This window comes from Cardinium endosymbiont cBtQ1 of Bemisia tabaci (genome assembly GCF_000689375.1).
Classification (GTDB): domain Bacteria; phylum Bacteroidota; class Bacteroidia; order Cytophagales; family Amoebophilaceae; genus Cardinium.
In genome coordinates this window covers 309,946-330,922 of the sequence record NZ_CBQZ010000001.1, presented here as the reverse complement: position 1 = coordinate 330,922, position 20,977 = coordinate 309,946, and the positions used below count along the sequence as shown (strand labels likewise).

Sequence of the window (20,977 nt, the reverse complement as noted above, 5' to 3'; positions counted from 1 at the left end):
ATGAGTTTATAGTATTTTTTTTGAGACTGAAATATAATACAAATATACTTTGAATCTATAGCGCCAATGCCACTATATTAGTTAATAATAAGTTCTATACTTACTGGACTGCTCCATACAATTTTATTTTCATATTCTGCCCAATAGCTAATCTTTAAAGCTTGATTGCCTGCTGACTCATTTTTATATGCGTCATACATATTCCTTACTAAGTCCTGTTCCATTCCTCCCGTAAGCTCCTCTTGGAAGATCAAAAATGTACCATCATAAAATATGGGCCTATTTTTATTTTTAATAAAGTTGCGAATCACATCACTATGATTATCCATTTTTGAACCATTTAGCTGTGCAGCCTTAGCGATTAAAAAGCCTCCATGGGCAAGCTTATTTTTATCTAATTGTTTAGGTGTTAATGTAACTTTAGGGAGGTTATAGTCAATATAGGGTTCTGACCAAAGTTTCCAAGCAGGGGGTACAGTCAAAGTAATATGGGCATCCTTATTATCTAAGGTTATATCTATTGGCCGATGGGATTGCAGCCCATCTTTTTTAGGTAGTTGTGGTTTTTCTTTTTCTTGTATGGTTATGTTTTCTTTTTGTGTGCAAAATGTAAGCTTATGGTTTTCTGTAGAAAGCAAGCAGACAAAATATTCATAGTCTGTTGCACGGCTAAAAAAGTTTATACAAGATGCGTCTAGCAGTTTGCCTGAACCGGCTGCCAGACAAATGGTTCCATCGTCGCTTATACCAGCTTTTTGGTTCGATGTCTTCAATTTTTTAAACAAAGATTCAATGGTAGCGGTTCGCCAAAGGGTATTTTTTGGTAAAAAAAGCAAAAATGGCTTTAGATGAGCCGGTAATGATGTTTTTTGACCATTAAGAGCATAGTCAATTTTAAAATCAGACAAGGTAACCACTTGCTTTCCTTCTGATACTTCCTCACGGCAAAGGCTTACATTGGATACTTCTATACGATGGCTATCGTCGGTAAAGAGGATAGTAGCAGGAGCACTAGCATCTGATTTTGACCTACCATCAGAGATTATATGTTCCATTTGACTCAAATAGCAATGTTGATTTTGAATCCAATAACAAATTACCTTAAACTTACCACCTTGAATAGGGGCTTGGCTACTTAATAACTCACCTACTATAGGAGGATCTTTTTCCCTTAAACTACCTGGAATGATAACCATTTCATCATTAAAAGATGTAGGTAGCGTAGGCCATCCCTCTTTAGAAGCCATTACTTGCTGAACCAATGGATAAGGGTTAATTGCTTCTCTAACCAATATAAAACCCATTTTGGTACCATTTTTTAGGTCTGCATTTATCTTACCTTTTAAGAACCAACCTGTACTATTATTGATTTGTTCTTCAATAGGGTCTATGGCTTCTAAACCAATATTTTGATAATTGGGCAGCTGTTCATTTTTATCTTTAGCATTTATTTGAACTGAGTTAGTCGAAATAATATGATCCTCGGGAGAGGCACCATTGGGAAGGTATACCATATGCACTGCATATGTTTTTGACGTTAATTTTTTGTAATCCTGTTCTTTTATCTTAATAATCCATTCGTTTATACCTGTATCAGGTTTATGCCAATAGATAAAACCATCTTCGCCTTGCCATAGTAATATTTCAACTTTATCTTTAGCATCTATCGCACTTTTTACTATAGGTGATGCTTTATTAGGGGACCTAGCACCATCTACTATCCCTATAAAAGCCAATTGACCTTTTAATGGAAGGTTTATATTGGAAATGGTCCCTTTACATTGAAATAAAAAATCTGTTTTTGCACCTCCCATGCAACTGATGCTGCCTAGCTCCCTGTAAGAAGAAAGCGAAACGACAGGCGGCTTACCTGCTAATCTATGATTCTGTAGTATATCTTTATGGTCTGAAATCGATAAAATAGGTACTTGCTTACAGTTAGAAGAAACGAAGAGCAAACAGTAGGATAGTGACAAGATCAATTTATTTTTGTTGTAAAACATGATAAGGATCAATTAAATGGTTTATAGATAGATAAGTTCATAACTTATTTTAATAATCGCAAATATAAAATACATTTTTAATCAGCAGTATAGCTTGACAAGATCACTATATAGGTCTTTGTACTACTCAACCATCCAAAACAAAACAATGGCTTCTTGCATCCAAGGTAGCTTCAGGCGGGTCGTAGACCAAGGAGGCAGTAACTCGACTGTATCATATTCTTGATGCATAACGGTAAGATGCCAAAACGTGCTTTCAGAACCATCATGAATCTGCTGCCTAGTCAAAATCCCCATTCTGTTTAAAAAATAATCGTTCAATATATGTTGAAGTGTAACATCCTGATATAAGATTGTTTCTTTAAGTTTTTTTAAACTTTTCCACCGTTTTATTACTTTTTCAATAAGTAGTTCGGTATGAATGGCTATGGGTTCCAATGTGTCAGCGGCTATTAAGCTGTTGGAGGCTATTTTTTTTGTAGCGTCCTGTAAGGATTGCTTTTCTAGCTGAGCTACCATTTCTGATTGCAGTTGACCATAGGCATCATCATTTGCATCTATAGGGCTATAGGGTAGCAATACTGCATCATAGGCTAAGCCACAAAGTAGCTTCGGAAGGGTAAGTTGCCATTCTGGACTCTTTAGCTTTCCTGTAACTAAGTATTGCAAGAGATAAACTCCATTGTGGGCTGCTTGCTCACAAACAAATTGATTGCCTACCATTAGGTTATGGACCTTAAAAAAATCATAGAAAAAAGGCCATAGAAAAACCAATCCAGTATTTTTGGTATAGACCCGAACCTCTTCTGTTGCTATATTATCTTTCTTAGCTGTTTTTTTTTCTAGGGTTGCTGGTAACTGTTCTAATGGATTATTTACTACCATTGATGCGTCAATCCTATTTTGATTGATCTGGTTAATCAGTGGCTTAAGGTAGCTTATGATTTTATTTTTTTCTTGGTTGGTATCTTCGTTCGCTACGGTTGAAGTGATGACTTGGTAAACAATTTCTTTAGGATAACAGATAGTCAGTAACGTACGGTGTACAAACTCTGCTTCTTCAACTTGATTGTTTGTAATTAAATAATGCATAATAGAAATACAGAGTTCTTTTTTCCATCTAGATAGATGGTGGAGTGGTATAATAGTGTGTGGCAATGCATTGCTTAATAGATCCAGGTAGTGCGTTATAAATAGAGATTTTTCTTTTGCCAAACAGGTTATCATTTTTGTAGTAATTTCTTGGCTAAAGTAGTATACCATACGTCTGGCTGCCAATTCATGGTTATCCTGCTCTTTTAATAGCTTTGATAAAGCCAATGGTTGGTCCGCCATGGATTGCATCAATTCATTACCCAATGTAGCCATGGCTAGAGGATACTGTTGGGAAAAAAAAGATAAGCTTCCATTCAGCAATAGATACAGTTTGGTTAAAATAGGTGTTTTGTAGCCACGTTGTGCGGCTTGTTGTTGAATGCCTTCTCGATATTTTTCTTCTAGCCTGTGTAATGAAGTCGTTAGTTGTTCTACTTCTGGTATCCCTTTGGTATCCTGAATAAAGAGTTGAAAAGTTTCTAATAGTGTAGTGGGGGTGATTTGTAAAATATTACTCCATTCGGTAATGATCTCTGCAAGCCAATCGTCTTTGGTCATTAATGTTCTAGGTAGTGTTTTCAATACACTCTCCCAAAATAGATTTCTACTAATATTTTGTTGGTCTAATGAGCCTTCTGTAGCACACCACAATTGGTAGCTTCCTTGTATAAAGTTTGCCAATGTTTTGCCTATATCATTATGGTTTCGAACCAATAACATGAGTTGACCGGTCGTAAAATTTGCAATAAGGCGTCGTCGTACATGTATTTTATCTTGTGCTAAGGGAAAAGTAGGCAAATGTTCTATCACATCATTCCATAAAGCGGTAACATCTGTATATTGTTCTAATTGACCGGTATGTAAAAAAAGGTTCCATCTTTTTGCAACGCGTTGTTGCTTGCCTTGTAAGGAATCGGTAATTTGTTTGTAGAGCGCTGTGCCAATGGTTCTCTGTAAGGGTTTATCAATAGTTGACAGGTGTTGCGCAACCAGTTGGTCGATCACCGATTGGGATAAATTAGCTCCATCGAACTGTCGGACGCTATGTTTAATAGCTGGCAGCAGCTTACTATAGTAAATTGGAAACAAGGTTTGGTCTAAAGAAAATGTTTCATGTGTAAATAGAAACATAAGATCTACTTCATCTATCTTATTTAGGTTCAGTGGTGCTAGCTTTTTTTTGAGCAAAGAAAAAGTCTCTGCTAGATGGTAATCGTTTGTCTGTTTGGTACCATCAATCAGCTGATCACATAAAATAATTGGACTGAATGAAGTTTGTCTGCCAAGATGGTATAATATGCGTTCTATATACTGTTTTTCAGTAGTAGGTGGTATATGCATGATCGCTGCTTTAATAAAAATTTCTTTTATTAACCGGATATTAGTCAGCTGTTCTGTGCACTGCACTACTTTTGATTGGGCAATGACCTCCTCTAGTCTATCTAATATTTGATCGGAAAAAGGAACAAAGACCTGTAACAGTTTGTTTAATATTGGTTCTGTCGCATGTTGTATTAACTTTCTTAGGATAGTTGCTTCTTGGCATACAGGTGTAAGCTGATCTCGTATTTGTTGGTATGTCGCATGGCCCAACCGTTTGGCTATTAAATAAGCTGGCACCAACTGGTCTTTGGGCAATTCATTATAAAGCAAAAAATCTACTACATCAGATAAGCTACTTTCTAAGCTCGAAACAGAATCCCTATCCAAATAGGTAGCTCCAATACCTGTTAGTTTCGGATCGGTATGTAGGCTATTATTGTCATGCACCCTTATTTTTGGCCCATCTGATAGAAGAGACGTTTGAGAGATAGATACCAAAGGTTGCATGATGGCTTCTACTTCTGGATGATAGGTATGCGTGGCACATAGTATGGAGAGGCCTTGCTTGTTGATGAGGCCATTGGAAATATATTCCTTAAATAGGGACTGAATCGCTTTAAGATAGGCCCTTTTAGAATGCTCAAAGGCACAATAATCCAAACTATTCGCTTTAATAGCGCAGATAGGTGCGCTTGTAACAGTAGTAGCTGTTACAAGCGCTACAAAATCAGCGTATAGCGTTACTATATAAGGATCTATAGATTGCAAAAATCTAATAAACAGTGCATCAGATAAGCGTGTAATCAATTTTTTCCTGGTTGCTTTTTCTTTAAGCCAGTTTTTTACTAAAGAACGTATGCTAGGTTGGCCTATTGCTACCTTAATTTTACGAATAGCTTCCGATCGTTCATCAGCTGGTATAGTAGGGTGGATTATCGTTTCTAATGCTTTTAATAGACTAGATGATCCACCTTCTGAAATTGAAATAGGTGCGCTATTTAAATAGGCTGGCTGGGTAGAGACCAGTTGAGGATTATCTATACTGCCATCTGAATAGGTGGTTATTTTGGGTCCATTTGATAGAACGGAGGCTTGTGTTATGGATACCAAAGGTTGCATGATGGCTTCTACTTCTGGATGATAGGTATGCGTGGCACATAGTATGGAGAGGCCTTGCTTGTTGATGAGGCCATTGGAAATATATTCCTTAAATAGGGACTGAATCGCTTTAAGATAGGCCCTTTTAGAATGCTCAAAGGCACAATAATCCAAACTATTCGCTTTAATAGCGCAGATAGGTGCGCTTGTAACAGTAGTAGCTGTTACAAGCGCTACAAAATCAGCGTATAGCGTTACTATATAAGGATCTATAGATTGCAAAAATCTAATAAATAGCCCATCAGGTAGACGTTTAATGAAAATTTCCCTATTCTGCTTCTCTTTAAGCCAACGCTTTACTAAAGAACGTACACCAGGTTGGTCTATTGCTGCCTTAATGGTACCAATAGCTGCGGATAGTTGATAGGGGATAGTCGTAGGGCTACTTATTTTTTCTAATACTTTTAATACCTTTTCCTGGTTTTTAACCTCATTAAAATGTTCAAAGGCACAATAGGCTAAAGCATTGGCTTTTATGGTACCAATAGGCACGATTGTAGAAGTAGTATCCGTTGCGATCTTCTCAAAATCAGTGCATAAATTTACATAAGGATCTATAGATTGTAAGAATGCAACAAATAACGCATCAGGTAAGCGTTTGATCAATTTTTCCCTGTTTTTCTTTTCTTTAAGCCAGCTTTTTACTAAAGAACGTATACCCGGTTGACCTATTACTGCCTTAATGGTACCAATAGCTGCGGATAGTTGATAGGGGGCCATGGTATAATTTCCTATTTTATCCAATTCTTTTAGTACTTTTTGCTGATTGTTATGGTCTTGATACCAGTATTTTGGTGGCATTGCAACCATATCTCTCAACTGAAATATGCATGCTTTAACAGTTGGGTTATATAAATATTTTTTTTCATTTTCTTCATAATAAGCGTGTAATTTTTCTAGAATTTTTTCGTAGCTGGTAGAAGTTTGAATAGCTGCTTGTTGGAGGAGCATTTGCAAAAAACCGATCCGGTCTACTTTATGCTTTTGCTGGTTAATGGTGGCCAATAGGGCTATTCCATGCAGTTGCTGCTCCAGTGTGTATGGCCTATTAATCAAAATCCCTGTTTGGTGTAACAGTAGTCCTATTTCGGCTAATATAGGTGTAAAGTAGGGTATAGGCTGCTTTAATAAATAGGCAAGCGTATTGGCCAGAGTAGTTTGGGAAAAAAGTCCCATACAACGTTGAACAGCTTTTTCTTTTTTCGTTAAATTACACCAAAGTTGTGCTATGCGCAAAGGGGTATGGTGAAGCAATTCTAAATATATTTTTTCAATTTGTTTTTCAGAACGTTCGACCATCCACCAGGCAAAGTTACCTTCTGATAGATAGTGTGCTATAGCCTGCATTTTTGCATCAGGTAGTGGAATGATTTGGTCTATAGTAGGGTTATGTATTACCTTATTAATCTCTTCTTTTAATTTAAGCATTAAGATCCGTTCGACCTGATAAGGTAGTTGTTTGCCAAGGGTAGATAGATTTAAATCACCAATATCTATTACAAGTTTATCTAAATGAATAACTGCATCATCGGGAACGTATTGAGAAAATAATTTTGATAAGATAGGCATAATATGCCGCTGGACCACTTTATGAAAGGTATGTTGGAGTATGTTATTTTGATGATGTTGATCAAGCGTAATCTCGATCCGACTACGTAGAATAACATGATGGATTTTTGTAGACATAACCAATTAAGTTAGATATAGCGGGTTTAAAGACTGCTTTCCTATTTCTGTAAAATTCAGAATTGACGTAGATAAAATGTTATTGAGGCCTTCTTGGCCTAATCATTTTTAAGATTATTTATTTCATCTTTATATACGCCCACAACTTTGCATGGATCAAAGGCTAATGAAGGATTTTCCAAAAATTGACGTTCCCAATTTTGGATCGTCTTACCACCTACTCCATACTTTGATGATAATTGAGACAACGTTAATTGTTCTCTATATAGTCTCGTCATAAGAAGTTAGTCCATAGATGGATACATCTAAATTGGACAGCTGCCAAGAATGATGCTGTGTTTTTTGCATACCTAGTGGAGATTCCTCTCCATTGCTTAATTTTGAGAAACATATTTTCAACAAGATGTCGGAATTTATATAGATTTTTGTCAAAATCACGCTTTATTTTTCTGTTTTTTTGGGAGGGATAACAGGAACAATACCTTTTTCTCTAGCATATTTAATGATTTTATCGGTATCATAGGCGCGGTCTGCTAACAAATGCTTTGGAGTTATCCCTTCAATAAGATATGTAGATTGGCTACAATCAGCTCTGGTACCTTCTGTGATAATAGCTCTGACCGGCATACCAGACGCATCCACGGCCAAATGTAGCTTCGTATTAAGCCCCCTTTTGTTCGACTCATAGATTGGTTTCCTCCTTTCGCACCCGTTCCATGCATATGTACTTTTATATAAGTAGAATCAATCATAAGCCATTTAAAATCAGGATTATTAATTAGTCTCTCTAAGATCCTTTCCCATATACCATTATCTCTCCAGCGAGAAAATCTACGATGGGTGTTTTTCCAATCCCCATAGCTAGATGGAAGATCACGCCAAGGAGATCCTGTACGTAAAATCCAAAATACTGCATTAATAAACAGCCTATTATCTTTGGCAACAGCTCCCCAACCTCCTTGTTGACCTGGAAGTAGAGGTGATAAAATAGACCATACTTTGTCTGAAATATCATGACGGTGAATCCATTTAGACATCTTAGGAATATAATTGATCTTATTAATCTAAAAATATAATACGAACTACAAACCTAATATACAAAATATTTCATGACGACACTATCTAACTTAGAGCTAATACTATTTTAGTCTTTTCTGATGCATTAAACTTTCTAATCTTATTTCTTCCCATTTGATTTATTCATATTAATTTGATGGAATCATACTTGCGAGAAACAAATCTAGTTTTTTTCTGTTCTAATTTTTCCGGCCATTATAGTTAAAATATTCCTTTATGACGTAAGTAAATATTTATTGTATTTGCTTTTTGATAAAAAGTTTATGAATTTTGCAAAAGTATGTTTTTGGTTGATAACCATTTTTTATTTATATAGCCTTTATGAAAAACTATTTTTTTGTTTTACCTCTTATCGCATCTTGTAGTGGTTTGATGAATAAGTCTAACAGGATCAATAATGAGTCACAAGTTTTATACAATGGTGTACAGATTACGTATGACACGGTTGCTGTGAATAGAGATAGCCTAGCCTTGTCGATAGGTCGACATGGGGATACTAACCTTCATGTTCTAGCCTCATATAATAATACAAATTTTTTCAAAGATTATATTGAATCTAATAAGCTATCCGGACACGATTTTTTAATGGAAGTATTCAAAATAAAAAATCAATCAGGGAATAATCTATTCCATATTGCAGCTAAAAATGGTCATATAGATATATTGACCACGATCTTAGATGGCTTATCTAGTTTAGATTCCATACAAGGTACTTCTTCTATAGAATCATTGACAAATGAAATTTTAACGATAAAACATGGTAATAGTGCTGATGGTTTAACTTTTATTGATTTATTAATTGAGAATGGACATATAGGTGCGCTTCAACGCTTATTAGATGATTCATCAAATAAAGGATTTTATATTGAAGCATATATGCTAATGCCTTCTAGGAATTATGCAAAAAGTTGTGCAGAAAATAATCAAAATATTGAATCTAATAAATTCGTGATTAAAATAATGGATAATTATATAGATAAATCAGTGATTGAAATAATAGATGATTCTATAGATCAAAGCAATCAATTGTCCGAATTTTCAAAAGAGTTCGAAAACTACAAAAGTTTTAGAGATCTTGAAAGTTTAAAAAATTTGGGCGGTTCGGAACAAGTCGAATCTTTAGAAGATATCGATTTATCTTGTTTGGATATACGATTCAATCACAATGGTATACAAAACTCTATACAAAATTTACATAACCTTATAACCCACGCAAGCGTTTATACAATCGAGAAACCTTATACATGTCAAATATGTGAAAAAAAATTTAGACGTAAAGCTACCCTTCAAATGCACCAAAGGACATGTGAAGGAGAGGGTGCTCATGAATGCGATAGATGTAAAAAGCGTTTTAAACGGCGAGGTGACCTTACAAAGCATGAAAGAATACATGACAGATAAAAGCCGACACTTTATCAATATTATTATGTAATAAAAGTTTTATCTTGCATCAGTAAGCTGCGTGATTCATAGAAGTTGCTACACTGAATATATAGAATTAAAAATCAACTTGAATGTATATCATGCCTATTCAAGTTTTAATTTAATAAGTAGTCGGCCCTGAAATATTTTTTTTGAATAAATTTATTGAATGGATCTTTTTTTACAATATTTATGGTTTAGCAGGCGCTCTATTTTTCCTACCCAAGATATAGGTATAACTGGTTTTGGATTAAGAATTTTAATTATATAGGTTTTAATTTATGTGATTGTGAGTGTGTTAAGAATAACTTTCTTGTAATCAGTCGTAGGTTATGAGCAATAGCACATAAAATAACGTTAAGTTTATCTCCTAGAATACCTTTCAAATAGTTAACAGATAATTTACCATCGGATTTCATATGACCAATATGCGGTTCAATAGAAGATCTTCTTTTTATAGCTTTTTTTAGAGCAGGCGTTATTCCCCTTTTAGAACCACTTATAAATATATTACATTCACTAACAGGTATATTATTACCCCGGTAGGCTTTATCTACAAAAGCATACTTTACTTTGGTACCAGATAATTGCTCGGCTTGTAATAAACTCTTCTGCAAAGTATGGCCATCGTAAGCATTAGGATGTATTGCTTCTGTTGAAACAATTAAACCTTTTTTATGCGTTACTGTAAATTGTACCTTGCAACCAAACTCATAAGGATGTTTAGACTTACCTTTACTTACACAGTAGACGGATGGTTCATGGATGCTATAAATTTTATCTTTACTTTTTTTGTATTGGTTTATAAGTTTTTTACTTATAGATAGTAGATTGGTAAATTGATTCCGTATTAGATCATCAGAGGATTGTATAGAACGTTCTACATCTCTGACTACTCTACCAAGATAGGTTTTTAATGTTTTAATGCCTTTAGATAAACGTTTATACTGTTTAGCATGAGCATAGCAATCAACTTTACGTTTGTATAGATAGACCTAAACGCTTGATAAGTTTGACGCAGTTTAATACCTGTTTTCTTGGCTATACTGACCAATTTTTCTCTGGATTTATTAAGCAAAGAAGAGTCAGTTGGGTAACGGATATTTTTCTCCATTACAGTAGTATCAGCTATAACTTTTTCAAGTTCTTTTCGGGTCAGTACTTTTTTTTTAGCGCTAAGTCTATAGTCATAGATAAAATCTTATTGAGACCTTCTTGACCTAATCTATGGCGCCAACGGGTCAATGAACTGGGGTTACAAGGCATCTTAAACTGAAAATAATCATATCCACAAAAGTATTGCCAATAAGGGTTTTCTACCCATCTAACCACTACTTGTTCATCAGAAATATTATACATATGACTGATAATGAGAAGACCTATAATTAAACGAATAGGCAAAGGAGGTTGACCAGGTCCATAGCTAAAACCGCGGTCTAAATCTGATGATAAGGAGTGAAAAGGAATCGAATCAGATAACTGGAATAATGGATGTTTCGGGTTGAGAAAACTAGATAAGCGTTGCTCAAACAAACGCTCAAGGCTATTATTTATTTTCTTAGATTTCATCCTTATTTTGCAAGCTTTTTATACAAAACAACCTAAAAACTGGTTATTAACCATATATAAATTTAACCATTTATTTGCTGATTAACAAATAATTATATGGTATTTCAGGGCCGACTAAGTATGGTTGTAGAACCCAAAAATAGAAAAGTTATTAGGTTTAAGTTTAATCGAACAACATAGGTGTAACAACCTCTACGCATCACGCAGCTTTTATGTATTGCCTACAATTGGGACATCTTGTTATCTTATTTGAAAGACTAGCGATCCATTTTTTAAGGCAGTGTTTATGAAAAGAATGGCAACAGAGCGTTATATATAATATATCATGGGATATACGATCAAGACATATAGAACAAAATGGGTCATATTTTGTTCTGTTATCATTTAGTAATAATTTAACTATTTCCGTGTGACCATTCTGCAATGCTATATAAAGAGCTGTTTCTCCATGATAGTTCTTTAAATTAACCAAGATCTTAGCAGAAGATAGCAATACTTTAGCCACTTCTGTATAACCTTTAATCGATACTACATGAAGGGGCGTATTGCCATATTTACTTGCTTGATTTACATCTGCATGGCCATGATTCAGTAAAAAAGCTACTGATTCTACTTTATTGTGTTCAGATGCCCAATAAGTTGGTGTTTTCCCATCTTTATCTCGTTCATTGATATTAGATTTGTTTTTTAATAAAAATTCCATAAGGGATATATCCCCCATTTGGCTTATGGTATGTAATAGGGTACGACCTTGTGCATCTTTTTTATCAAGTTTTTTCATTTGCACAGCATTTTGTATACAATGACGTGCAATAGTACTCAACTTTTTCGGTCTATATGTTTTTCCCTTATTGCTACCAGACGTAGCAATCACATTCATACCAAATCTACCAACCACTTTACCACAACCAGTCAATACTGGAAATGAAAATAAAATTGATCTAGCCATCAATTTAAAATTTAAACCGACGATTTTACGGCTTTTATATAGGCTATCCATAGGGCTCTGTCTGGTTTGTTAAAAAATGCTCGTATTAAATTTTTTCTTCAGCACAAGTAATTTTGCTATTGCCTATATGAAATGCTCTTTTTGCTTTGACCTATAGAGATCTAAGACCATATGGTCTCATATTATTTTGTCTTTCGTAACAAAACGTGATACACTTTTTGACCTAAAAGTAGTGGCGATAAAAAGAAGATAGAAGAAATTTTGTTTGAAATATCCTCAGAGTAAAGTTTATTTAAACATCTAATGATGTAATCATCTAATCTTTTTAAGATATAAAAATTATATGTTAAAAGCAACATAAGAATTTAAAAACAAATGTACAAAATATTTTATATCTATAGTTTTTAGTTCAGTATAGGAGGGGGTAGATCAGTAGGATAGGTGGCGCTTTCTGAAGTACGCATTAAATAAGAAAGCCCTTTTTTCAATGGAAGTTCCTCAAAAAGGATCCGATAGATCAGTGCGGTAATAGGTGCTTCTACGCTATAAAATTGCATAAGTTGATGGATGACTTTAACCGTTTGGACCCCCTCGAAAACCTCTTTTGCGCTATGCAAAATGGCGTTTAGCTTTTCACCTTTTGCCAAACGATAGCCAAGCATATAATTTCTACTAGCCGTACTGCCACAAGTAGCTACAAGATCCCCTAGACCAGCTGGTCCGAACAAAGCAGTTGTGCCGATGCCCATAGTGGTCATCACATAATGCATTTCTGAAATGGACATGGTAAGGAAAAAGCCATAGGTATTGCATTGGTACCCCATGCCTTGTAACATACCCGCACCAATGGCAAAGATATTTTTAAGCACACTACACATTTCTACACTAACGAGATCATGACTTGTATAGACACGGAACCAATTTTGGCTTAAAAGCTGTTTCCCTATAGATAAAACCTTTTCAGAACCACTGGCAACGACGGTAACCGCTGGATCTTTTTTAACTAAATCTCCAGACAAATTGGGGCCAGCCAGACAACCAACCTGTCGAATGGTTGTTTCTTGCATGATGACTTCACTCATAGTAGCCAAGTGGCTTCTGGTCAATACGCCATCATATTCGACCAAATCTAATCCCTTGGTGCCATGTATGCATATGTGGTCTGGTCTAAGATGTGCAGCAATTTCTTGGATTAATCGACGAAATTTAGCCGCAGGCACTATTGGAAAAATAACGGGACAAGAACGCAAAACCGTTACCAAATCATCTGTGACCACAATATTAGCTGCCAATGGTTGCGCTGCCATGGTGCGGCTTATTTGTCCAGCAGCAGCACGTGTTGTTTTATGCGTATAAAGCAATACTTGGTCTACATTAGCAGCGATTAAGTTTGCAATAGCTGTACCAAATTTCCCAGCCCCTAAAACGGCTACTGGATTACTAAGAGAAAACTGCTTGAAGTCCATAACCAGTAAGTCTATTGTGATAATAAAATAATGTTAAAAGGTCTTGAATAAGTAAATTCCCTTCTTTTGTTGCCACCAATGGTCGTTGGCCATGGTAAATCCCCAATTTAGCCAATCCATCTTTGGCAATGGCATCTAATTGATCATTCCGTAAGATAGGGGTAAAATCTATTTTTTTTTCTGTATAAAGCCGTTGTAATGCTTGATAGGTATGGCCAAATGCTACCATAAAATCGCCATACTGGATTACAATATGGGTCAGATCTATGGCAAACTTTTGGCTTTTTTGAGCCAATTCATAGGCTACAAAAGCTACTAGATGACTACTTAAGACCGTATTCATACTGTAGTACGTTGCTACGATTTTATGGCGCACCAATTTAACATAGTCATCTGATCGCTTTCTAAAAGCCGTTTTGATGGGAAGATCTAGAAACTGTTGATATAAATCTATTGCTTGTCCTTGATCATCGTAACTATCTCCTTTTATATCTACCCTGTTTCCCATTACATCTAGTGGTGCGCCTATATTAACGAATATTTCTGACCCTTTAAATAGTATATTTTTACTGAACAACAGATTGGTACAACAATCATTTTGCGGACGCATAGAGGGCTCAATCTCTTTAATTTGAACCGACTCACGTATCAATTGGCAGGCTTCTAAGACACAATGGTAATTAAGTACTATAGGAAAAATAAAAACTTTCTTGGCGTTTGCGCCTTTATTTTGGAAGTTGCGTTCCTGTGCCTCAAAAGGAGTACCTAATAACCCTAATTTTAAATCGGATTCTATTGCCCCTAAGCGACTACGGGTTCCACCCGGATAAAATAGGGTATGACAGCCCCATTCAAGTATGAGTGAGGCATAATCTTTCTGTACTTGTAAGTAGGGTATGGTCTTTTTACGCCGATCTACCTTATAGGTACCTAGTTTATTAAAAATATAACGAAACCCTTTATGATTAAATAAATTCAATCCTGCTCCCCAGGTCAGAGGAGGTAGTCCCAATTGTTTCATGGCCAATCCTATCACAACAGAATCCCAATTGCTGACATGGGTAGGTACTAAAACAATAGTCCCTATTTGGGCCAACGCCCGAATGGTATCCGTTTGGCCCATCAAATGAAATTTATCTTGCAACCTTTTGTGTGGAAAGGTCCAACGTTTTGTTCCAAAGCGCAAACAATGGGGTTTAAGCAGATAAACAAAGGTATGGTGCACACCTTTGGCTATGCACTCATAATGACCGACACTAAAATAGCTGCAAATTTCCCTTACATAACGTTCTATAACACTTTTTAAAAGCTTCGTTGCTTCGATTTTGTTTGCAATGGCAGCTGCCATTGCTTCCCAAAAAGAGCGATCATCTTTAGGATCACAATGCCATGGATCTGATTCGATTCTGGCTAACTCTCTAGAGGTTGTTTGCGTCAATATCCGGTAAACGACTGTGTCCATTGGATAACGTGCAGACAAAGAGGTAAGACTTTTATCGACTACTTCCTTTAAAAAGGTTTTTTGGTTTTTATGGAGTATGGTAATGGGCCAACGATTGGATTTAGGCTCAACAGCCACAAACTGATCTTGTGTAGACATCCTATATCTTTTTAAGAGAATAAGTCGTAATTTAGGGCCCAACTGGCTGGACTAAAAGTTTACTTGATCGTTCCGCTTAGCAAGATAATAAGATCAAAATGAATATTTATTATTTTTCAGAAGAAATTAGGTTTAGATTACGACAGAAAAAAAAAATTTCTGCTTGGCTGCAAATGGTTATCCAACAAGAAGGCTACACCCTCATCCAGCTTAACTTTATTTTTTGTGCAGATAGCTATTTGCATGCTAAAAATATCACCTATCTGAGCCATGACACTTTAACAGATGTGATCACATTTAACTATGCCACTGATGAAAAAACCATTTTTGGAGATGTCTACATAAGCATTGAACGGGTCAGGGAAAATGCTAAGGCCTATAAACGCCAAATGGCAGCCGAGCTTTATATGGTCATGGTCCATGGTCTATTGCATTTATTGTCTTATAATGATCAAAAAACAGAAGAACAATTGATTATAAGAGAAAAAGAAACTTTTTACCTTACGCAACTATGGCCGAATTTGGCCTTATAATGCTCTATACAGACTACTGTCTAAAGTATAGAATCTAGCGTAAAGTCTAGTAATCTGATTTTTTATCCTAGCATTTAAAAGTTTCAGGGAACAATTTTCTTATTTTTTGTTCTATTTTTTCAGTCCACTATAGAATGTCCAACGTGCAAAGAGGAATGCATGATATGCGTAGGTGAACTTGGTCCAGACGGTTGCTATGCAACTACCTGTTGTAAGCAAATGCCTTTGCATATAGATTGTATAGCAGATTCTGCCATTGCTTCATACAATAGCATGGCAGGAAAAGACCCTAATCCTCAATATAAATGTCCTTTTTGTAGCAGATCTTTATTCTAAAGAATTTATATAACTCTAAAGAATTTACATAACCTGAATTCAGGTTATGTGATACGTAAAGTAGAAAGATCCGATGTAAGTGGATGCATACTCACCTCCAGCTCTTCCATTTCATTTGTATCAAACGAAAAAAACTTTCTCCTGCCATGATTAAACCCATTTTAGACTTGCCTCGTACTCTATTGATAAAGGTAATAGGCAGCTCTACCATATTGGCCCCATATTGATAAGCGAGAAATTTTATTTCTACTTGAAAGCTATATCCTACAGAAGCTATGTTTAAAATATGTTTGAGTAGGGTCCGCCGATAACAGATAAATCCAGCAGTTGTATCTCTAATAGGTATGCTTGTAATAGACCGAGCAAACCAGTTGGCCATGTAGGACAATACCCTTCTCATCAGTGGCCAATTGACCACACGCCCACCTGCAACGTACCGCGAGCCAATCACCATATCAATGGTAGGGTGGGCGCATATGGTTAAAAGTCGAGGCAAATCAGTAGGCGCATGGGAAAAATCCCCATCCATGGTGCAAATATAGTCATAAGGATAAGCCAGTGCCCAAGCAAATCCGGCTAAATAGGCACGTCCTAACCCCTCTTTTTTAGATCTATTTAAAAGATGTAATGCGTCCGGGTAATGGGATTGTAGCCGTATGACCACCTCTGCTGTACCATCAGGGGAGTGGTCATCTACCACTAGAACATGTAACCCTATGTTTAAGCCAAAAATAGCTGCCAACAACTGTTCAATATTTTCTTGTTCATTGTAAGTAGGTATGACTACTACCGCACGCAGTAAGGCTGCCATTTATAAAATATTTGAGCTATTTTTAGCTAGATTGGCTTGGTCTAAAAAATAGTCATGCAATCGTTTCGCTTTTGATGGCCCAATTATGCCAGCTAAGGTTGATAAAGAACTGGATTGAATCGTTTTGGGGCTACCCAATTTTTCTAATAGTGCGGCTAATGTCTTGGGCCCAATACCGGGAATAGCCTTCCATGTAGACTGGAATGTACTTTTGCTACGTTGTTTTCTATGAAAGGTAATGGCAAAACGATGGGCTTCATTTCTAAGCTGTTGGAGCAGTTTCAGGGCAGGAGATTGTTTGTTCAAATATAAGGGAAAAGGATCATTGGGAAAGTAAAGTTCTTCTAATCGCTTGGCAATGCTGATAATGGCTACTTTGCCATATATACCTAATTCCTGTAGCGCCAGAATAGCAGCATTAAGCTGCCCTTTTCCACCATCTATTACAATAAGATTGGGTAATACGGATGGCTCTTTTGGTTGATAACGGCGCTTGACAATTTCATACATAGAGGCAAAATCATTGGGCCCTACTACCGTTTTAATATGATAGTGCCGATAGTCTTTTTTAGAAGGTTTGCCATCCTTAAAACAAACCATGGCCGCTACTGGATGGGCGCCTTGAATATTGGAATTGTCAAAACATTCTATCCAATAAGGTATCTCTTTTAACTTTAAATCCTCTTGTAATTTTACAAGTGTTAGATTGGGTTTTTCTTGAAAATTAGATTTTTGATATAAAAAGTCTTTTTTGCATAATAATGCATTGTGAAGTGCCAAATCTACCAGTTTGCGCTTGTCACCCATTTTGGGCATCGTGATGGCAAAGGGGCCTATCGTTAGGTTTAGAGGTAAATTTACTAAAACTTCTGGGGCATTACTATGGCTGCAAGAACGGAGTGTACAGATGACCAAAGGCAATAGATCTTCCATCTCCTCTTCTAATTTTTTGGTTAGCACACGATGTTGGGTAAAAGAAATGGCACCTTGCTTAATATGCAAGTAACCTACAAAAGCATGGGTCTCATTTGAAAGAATAGCCACTACATCTAAGTCTCCCACTAGTGGATTGATCACTAAAGACTTCGCTTGGTATTGATCCAATACCATTAATTTTTCCTTAAACCGTTGGGCTTGTTTATAATCAAGTAGGTCCGCAGCTGCGCCCATTTGTTCTTTAAACGACTTCTTTACAGAAGCAAAATTGTTTTTAAGTAAGGCCTCTATTTGCTCTATTTCTTTTTGATAATGAACTTCATCTTGAAAATTCTGGCAAGGTCCTTTGCAGTGGTCTAAATGGTAATCCAAACAAACTTTAAATTTATTTTTGGTTATGTTTGCTTGGGAAAGGTTATAGTTACAGGTACGAAAAGTAAATAATTTTTTTATGACCTCTAAGGTTTGTTTAATGGTGTAGGAGCTGGTAAAGGGGCCGTAGTATTTTCCCAAAGGGGGGACCGTTTTACGGGTGACCATCAGTTTAGGAAAGCGATCGTTTGTAATACATAAGTAAGGATACGTTTTTCCATCTTTTAGCAAAATATTATACCGTGGTTGTAGCGCTTTGATCAGGTTGTTTTCTAAAAGTAGCGCTTCATACTCGGAATTTAAAGCTGTATAGGCAATAGAAGCAATATGGCCCACCATCCGCTCTGTTTTTAAGTTATGTACCTTGCTAGCCGCAAAATAATCACCCACCCTTTTTTTTATATTTTTTGCTTTGCCTACATAAATAACCTCTTCTTTTTGGTTATAGAATAGATAAACGCCCGGCAAGTTGGGTAAATGTTGTATATCATTTGGGGTATAGCGTGGCGTTTCCATACTGTAAAACTACAAAATCCTTTTATTGCTCTACAAGATTTAATTGGTCTATTAAAGCAGTCACACGTGCACCTTGTCCAACTGAATCATCGAGTATAAACTTTAAATGGGGTATTTTATATATTTTACCAGCCATCCTTTTGCCCAATAATCTTTTAATGGTATGCTTATGGGCATTTATCTTTTTTAACAACCCTTCCTGATCCTCATTAAGGGAAAAGCTTAGGTAAACTTTTGCCAGACTCAAATCGCCGCTTACGTTGACCGTTGTAACCGATATAAACATATGACCCAACCATCTTCTGGCTTCTGTTAAAAAGAGCATACCTAGCTCTTTTTGCACCATCTTAGCGATTTGCTGTACTCTAATTACAGTTTGTTCCATTTTTTTGTTCAAGTAATACAGTAACGATTTTTATAAAATCATCTACCCGCAGAGAAGCGCCCCCGATAAGGCCACCCGCTACATTGGGGCAGTTAAATATTGCTTTGGCGTTTTGGGGATTACAGCTGCCACCATATAGAATTGGGACATTTTTACTGCCATATTGGTGCCATAAAATTTCTTTTATAAAGCTATGCATTGCTTCAATTACTTCTAAGCAGGCCACTTCTCCTGTACCAATCGCCCAAACAGGTTCGTATGCAATAGCTACTTTTTCTATTTCCGTAATCCCATCTAAACTTTCCTCTATCTGTTGTTGCACCACTGCTTTATGTCTGCCATTTCTACGGTCCTCCAAACTTTCTCCACAGCAAAGAAAGGGTTGCATTCCCATTTCCAACACCCTTTTAACTTTTTTAGCCAAAAGTAGATGATCTTCTTTCTGGTACATTCTTCGTTCACTATGGCCAATTAGCACGCCACCTACCCCTATATCCGCCAGCATGGTGGCAGATATTTCTCCGGTAAAAGCACCTTCTGGCTCGTGGTGGCAATTTTGGGCGGCCAATTCAATAAAGGTTGAACCATTTAGCAACGCTCCTATAGCTGGTAAGTGTACAAAAGCAGGCGCAATAAATAATTTCAATGAACCGCTCTCTATGGCTTCTAATTGAGGCAACAAATGCCGCATAAAGGAAGTGGCTTCTTGTATGGTTTTGTGCATTTTCCAATTGCCTATAAGGTATTTTTTGTCCATTACGTTAAATATAAAACTTGCTTTAGTGCTGCCACTGTTTTGGCTACATTGGGTAAAATTGCCTCTATTAGTGTAGGTGCATAGGGCAACGGTACATCCAGACTATTTACTTTTTGAATAGGTGCATCTAAATAGTCAAAAGCATGCTTTTGTACCTGGTAAGCTATTTCAGAGGCAATAGAGGCCAGTGGCCAGGCTTCTTCTAAAACTACCAAGCGATTGGTTTTTTTTACGGACTGAATAATAGTAGATAAGTCCAATGGGCGGACGGTACGTAAATCAATTAATTCTACTGATATACCTTGCCTTTTCATCACAGTTGTGGCTTCATTGGCTACTTTTATCATTTTACCAAAAGAGACCAAAGTTACATCCTTGCCCATTTCTATCAGATGCGCTTTACCGATTGGCAGCAAATAGGTTTCTGTAGGCAACGCTCCTAAGTCACCATACATTAACTCTGATTCCATGAATATAACTGGATCATCATCTCTAATCGCACTTTTAAGCAACCCTTTTGCATCGTAAGGATTAGATGGCACTACTACTTTTAGTCCTGGACAGTTTGCATACCAATTTTCAAAATTTTGAGAATGTTGCACACTTAACATACCCGCATTACCAGTTGGTCCTCTGAATACAATCGGCACATGGTATTGACCACCAGACATAGCATACATCTTAGCAGCCCCGTTTACAATCTGATCTATAGCTACTAATGAAAAATTAAAAGTCATAAATTCTATAATGGGACGCAAACCATTCATAGCTGCACCAATACCTAGTCCTGTAAACCCTAATTCGCTAATAGGGGTATCTATAACCCTTGTGGGGCCAAAATGGTCCAACATACCTTGGCTGACTTTATAGGCGCCATTATATGAGGCTACTTCTTCACCCATTAAAAAGACCATTTCATCTCTTTGCATTTCTTCTATCATTGCTTCTCGCAATGCTTCTCTAAATTGTATGGTCCGCATCTC

Annotated in this window: 14 protein-coding genes and 2 pseudogenes; 3 read left to right on the top strand and 13 right to left on the bottom strand. The window is 36.4% G+C overall.

Annotation, left to right across the window (positions count from 1 at the left end; genetic code table 11):
- Positions 1-77 precede the first annotated feature (77 nt).
- From CHV_RS01500 to CHV_RS05165, 4 genes and pseudogenes are all read right to left on the bottom strand, one after another.
- Positions 78-2,003: a hypothetical protein gene (locus tag CHV_RS01500; protein WP_034576629.1), complete on the bottom strand. Its 1,926-nt coding sequence runs from the start codon at positions 2,001-2,003 to the stop codon at positions 78-80.
- A gap of 123 nt (positions 2,004-2,126) precedes the next feature.
- Positions 2,127-7,265, bottom strand: a complete 5,139-nt coding sequence (locus CHV_RS01495) for a contractile injection system tape measure protein (protein WP_034576626.1) — start codon at positions 7,263-7,265, stop codon at positions 2,127-2,129.
- A gap of 98 nt (positions 7,266-7,363) precedes the next feature.
- The gene (locus CHV_RS01490; protein ID WP_051602141.1) at positions 7,364-7,543 is read right to left on the bottom strand and encodes a hypothetical protein; all 180 of its coding nucleotides are present in this window, start codon (positions 7,541-7,543) and stop codon (positions 7,364-7,366) included.
- Positions 7,540-8,302: pseudogene (locus tag CHV_RS05165) on the bottom strand (IS5 family transposase). The gene CHV_RS01490 and the pseudogene CHV_RS05165 overlap by 4 nt, the downstream one beginning before the upstream one ends.
- A 361-nt stretch (positions 8,303-8,663) precedes the next feature.
- On the opposite strand from CHV_RS05165, the gene CHV_RS01475 reads away from it, so the two are divergent.
- The gene (locus tag CHV_RS01475) at positions 8,664-9,743 is read left to right on the top strand and encodes a C2H2-type zinc finger protein (RefSeq protein WP_034576624.1); all 1,080 of its coding nucleotides are present in this window, start codon (positions 8,664-8,666) and stop codon (positions 9,741-9,743) included.
- Positions 9,744-9,926: 183 nt separating this feature from the next.
- On the opposite strand, the pseudogene CHV_RS05160 reads toward CHV_RS01475, so the two are convergent.
- The 4 genes and pseudogenes from CHV_RS05160 to CHV_RS01455 form a co-directional block, all read right to left on the bottom strand.
- Positions 9,927-11,333: pseudogene (locus CHV_RS05160) on the bottom strand (IS5-like element ISCca5 family transposase).
- A 199-nt stretch (positions 11,334-11,532) separates the two neighbouring features.
- Positions 11,533-12,282, bottom strand: a complete 750-nt coding sequence (locus tag CHV_RS01465) for an ankyrin repeat domain-containing protein (RefSeq protein WP_165393807.1) — start codon at positions 12,280-12,282, stop codon at positions 11,533-11,535.
- A gap of 404 nt (positions 12,283-12,686) precedes the next feature.
- The gene (locus CHV_RS01460) at positions 12,687-13,748 is read right to left on the bottom strand and encodes an NAD(P)H-dependent glycerol-3-phosphate dehydrogenase (RefSeq protein WP_051602139.1); all 1,062 of its coding nucleotides are present in this window, start codon (positions 13,746-13,748) and stop codon (positions 12,687-12,689) included.
- Entirely contained in the window at positions 13,723-15,348 is a 1,626-nt protein-coding gene (locus tag CHV_RS01455) for a 1-acyl-sn-glycerol-3-phosphate acyltransferase (RefSeq protein ID WP_034576619.1), read from the bottom strand. The genes CHV_RS01460 and CHV_RS01455 overlap by 26 nt, the downstream gene beginning before the upstream one ends.
- Before the next feature lie 98 nt (positions 15,349-15,446).
- Here CHV_RS01455 and ybeY point away from each other — a divergent pair, with 98 nt between their 5' ends.
- Entirely contained in the window at positions 15,447-15,881 is a 435-nt protein-coding gene (ybeY, locus tag CHV_RS01450) for an rRNA maturation RNase YbeY (RefSeq protein WP_034576616.1), read from the top strand.
- Positions 15,882-16,040: 159 nt separating this feature from the next.
- A complete protein-coding gene (locus tag CHV_RS05535; protein ID WP_156933583.1) occupies positions 16,041-16,217 on the top strand; it encodes a hypothetical protein in 177 nt (58 codons plus the stop codon).
- A gap of 91 nt (positions 16,218-16,308) precedes the next feature.
- Here the strand turns inward: CHV_RS05535 and CHV_RS01445 are convergent, their stop codons facing one another.
- The 5 genes from CHV_RS01445 to CHV_RS01425 are packed head-to-tail and all read right to left on the bottom strand — an operon-like array spanning position 16,309 to position 20,974.
- Positions 16,309-17,028: a polyprenol monophosphomannose synthase gene (locus tag CHV_RS01445; protein WP_034576614.1), complete on the bottom strand. Its 720-nt coding sequence runs from the start codon at positions 17,026-17,028 to the stop codon at positions 16,309-16,311.
- Positions 17,029-18,852: an excinuclease ABC subunit UvrC gene (gene uvrC / locus CHV_RS01440; RefSeq protein WP_034576612.1), complete on the bottom strand. Its 1,824-nt coding sequence runs from the start codon at positions 18,850-18,852 to the stop codon at positions 17,029-17,031.
- Between the two features lie 22 nt (positions 18,853-18,874).
- Positions 18,875-19,237 (bottom strand): 30S ribosome-binding factor RbfA, encoded by a 363-nt coding sequence (gene rbfA / locus CHV_RS01435; protein ID WP_034576611.1) that lies wholly within the window; start codon positions 19,235-19,237, stop codon positions 18,875-18,877.
- Positions 19,218-19,994: a triose-phosphate isomerase gene (gene tpiA / locus CHV_RS01430; RefSeq protein ID WP_051602138.1), complete on the bottom strand. Its 777-nt coding sequence runs from the start codon at positions 19,992-19,994 to the stop codon at positions 19,218-19,220. Before tpiA ends, rbfA begins: the two co-directional genes overlap by 20 nt.
- Entirely contained in the window at positions 19,994-20,974 is a 981-nt protein-coding gene (locus CHV_RS01425) for a pyruvate dehydrogenase complex E1 component subunit beta (RefSeq protein WP_034576609.1), read from the bottom strand. The genes tpiA and CHV_RS01425 overlap by 1 nt, the downstream gene beginning before the upstream one ends.
- Positions 20,975-20,977 lie beyond the last annotated feature (3 nt).